General features: G+C 43.1%; 1 protein-coding gene and 1 pseudogene. One reads left to right on the forward strand and one right to left on the reverse strand.

What is annotated here, in order from left to right; translation table 11 throughout:
* Positions 1-73: 73 nt before the first annotated feature.
* A pseudogene (locus ACSZO1_RS22055) lies at positions 74-910 on the forward strand (site-specific integrase); the annotation flags it as partial.
* Positions 911-1,233: 323 nt separating this feature from the next.
* Here the strand turns inward: ACSZO1_RS22055 and pilV are convergent.
* On the reverse strand, positions 1,234-2,718 hold the full coding sequence (gene pilV / locus ACSZO1_RS22060) for a shufflon system plasmid conjugative transfer pilus tip adhesin PilV (RefSeq protein ID WP_437616486.1): 1,485 nt from the start codon (positions 2,716-2,718) through the stop codon (positions 1,234-1,236).
* Positions 2,719-3,111 lie beyond the last annotated feature (393 nt).

A 3,111-nucleotide genomic window follows, 5' to 3' on the forward strand; every position in this document is an offset into this window, starting at 1 on the left:
GAGCGGGCATCGTGAAAAGTCTATGTCAAAGAAAGGGTTATGTTCTCATAATTGACGATTAAATCGCACCTTCCTTATAAGGGTAAGGAAAACCAGTGTCGAAGGTGTTCGCAAAGGGCTTATTCTTCTGAATATGACGCTTGACCACGCTGCGTTACAGGGGTTGATTGACCACAACCCGGCACGCTTACTCAAACCAGCCATGTTTGGTGCCTCAATGGGTAAACCAAGAGAACGATGGTTGCCACAAGATGAGCTGCAAATGCTGTGGAAAGCACTGGACGAAGCCGGATTCGGCGGTGGTGGTGTTGCATCAGGAGGTCGGGGTATTGCATCCAGCGTCATCCTTTCCCAGGCTATCGCCAATGCACTGCGCGTGATTATTCTTACGGGTGTGCGGCGTTCAGAAGCAGTGAATATGCGTTGGGAGCAAATTAATGGTGACCGCTGGACGATACCGGAAACCAAAAATGGTAAAAGCCATATTGTGACCCTGCACCCTCTTGCCCTATCCATACTGAAAACACAGCGCATTATTTCAGAAGGAGGTTGGGTATTCGAATCTCTCAGCAAACCGGGTTTTCCCGTCACGGGTGATGCCATAACTCGTGCGCTTGAACGTTTAAGAACAAAGTATATGGCAGAAGCAGCCCCCTTCTCACCACACGACCTACGCCGCAGTGTTGCAACAGGTTGTGCTGAGTATCTGGACGCACCTGAACGGTTGATTGAGCTACTGCTGAACCATGTCCCCAAGGATCGATTGATCAGAACCTATCAAGTCGGCCAGCAAGCAGAGAAGCTACGGAATCTGTTTCTGAAATGGGGTGATTTTATTGAGTATGAGATCATTCCGTCCAACAATGACGCCCCTGATAATGTTGTTGAGGTTAGTTTTGGCAGGAAATAGTTTTCTTTAAATCTCTTGAACAACATGATCTGACGCTGCGTTGGTAAACACAGGCGTTATTTATTTTATAATCTAACCGCTCACATATAAGTGGTTAGATATGTTAAGAGTGCATATATAATCTATTAATTTATTAGAGGCCATTTAATTACCCCACCACTATATAAAGAAAGTTGACTCGTCTTTCAGCATGAATTACGTATATTAAATCTCGTATTTCCGTTGGTGGATTACGTACCACTTTAAAAACCATCGACTGATAATCGACATTAATAACTTGGGTAGTAAAAACATATTAAATTACAGAAACGCATGTTTTTCCATTAAAAGCAGACAGCCCTACACACCACAATGGAATATCCTGACGTTTGCTTTAACAACCAGTTTCCATCAGTATCCTGACTCAATGAACATTGCGTTCCACCACTCCTATCAGCAATAACTGGAATACTGACAGATCTCAATGCACAAAAATTATGCTGACCAAGATTTTGTCCCAACCATGCTGTATTACCGCCATCAGGAGAGTAATACACCTCTGACGTATTAAACGCATTTCTCCATATACCGTTCTGGCACGATAGAATTAGTCCTTCATTATTTTTACTCATTAAACCATTCGAAGCACAAGCCGTTCCCGCAACTGATGTGGACGTGGGCTGAAAATACTGCCCTGAAACCGTTCCCGAAGCAGTAATATTACCTGTAGCAGAAATAGCACCCGTAGTTTTACCATCATTTGACGCAGATAACGTCAGATCACCACGGATCCTCTGACTACCCCATACATCAAGCTTAACCGATGAGTTGTTATCACCATTAAGGGAGAGATAACCATCACCCGCCCCGCCTGCCACGTTGATCAGCACCGCATTCTGATTACTGGAACCGCCCCCACCGATTTGAAGGCGGCTGCTATTGGTTTTAGCCGCTACATAGCTATCTGAATCCACGCCATTCTTAACGGTCAGATAGCTATTCATTGATACGTTTTTGCCAAAGGTGGAGAAGCCCGTCACCGTTAAATCTTCTGAAACGCTAACGTTCTTGGCAAAGCGTCCATAGGAACCATTGAATGAAACTGCGTTGACATCACCTGACGCGGTAATGTCTTTGGCGTTGTTAATGCTTTGACCTCCCATGTTCAGATCGCCCGTCATGGGTAATGTGCCATCACGACGCAGATAAACCGAGTACATAGCACTGTTATAACCAACACGATAGCCAAGCAGACCCACGTTGTTGATGCTGGAAAATCCCGATGTCGTTTCAGACCACAAACCGCTATAACCTGAGATCTGGTTAGTAAGTTTGCTCATGCCACTGTCAACACCCGCAGTCTGCATAGCTTTACCGAGCAGATCGTAACGAACTCTGTTTCCTTCTGTCCATGAGGTCTTCGTGGTGATTAATCCATTGATCACATAGTTTGGCGCTGTACCCTCTCGTTTCAATAAAATGGTATAGGCAGATTTATTCACGTTCACGCCAGTAAAAGAGGTTGGCAACAGCCCCTCATTAATCAGCGTCTGGTAAGTAATGGTACAAACCGAACCCGAACATGTTCTTGGCCCCGGATCTGTGCCTGTTCCAGCCGATACCGTCAACGTGGATAGCTTATCGTAACGGATACTGATATAGCCATTAACCGCCTCGCCAAGCTGCCTGATTTGTTCTCCTGCTATTTTGGCCTGCGTATTTTCCTGTTCCTGTTTCAGATCCTGAAACTTCATAAATGAAATAGCGGATGCCACACCTAACACCAGAATTAATTCAAGCAATGAGATTCCTTTTTTACTTCTAATCATTATTATCTCCTTTTATTTACCGTTCACATCCGTAAATAACCCATTATTAAAAATTGTCAATAAAAAGGCCCCTTTAAAAAAAGGGGCTGAACGGTGAAGTAAAAATAATGATTACAACAATAACGTAATAACACTTATGTATTTTATGTCAATGCAGAATATAAAATAAATTATTGATATTTTTCACACCCATGAAAATAAATTTGATAAATATATAATGTTACGATATTTGTTTTATAAAAAAGGAGATTATTATGATTAACATCTACTCAGTACTGGCAACCATTTTCAATACATTCAGTATCATAACAGGAATTAGGCGGATTCAACTCCGAAGTGCAACGCTAAGCCGCCAATCTTAGCTCTGCAAACACCACAGACGGTTGCCTGAAT

The organism is Erwinia sp. V71, from assembly GCF_965644245.1.
Lineage (GTDB): Bacteria > Pseudomonadota > Gammaproteobacteria > Enterobacterales > Enterobacteriaceae > Erwinia.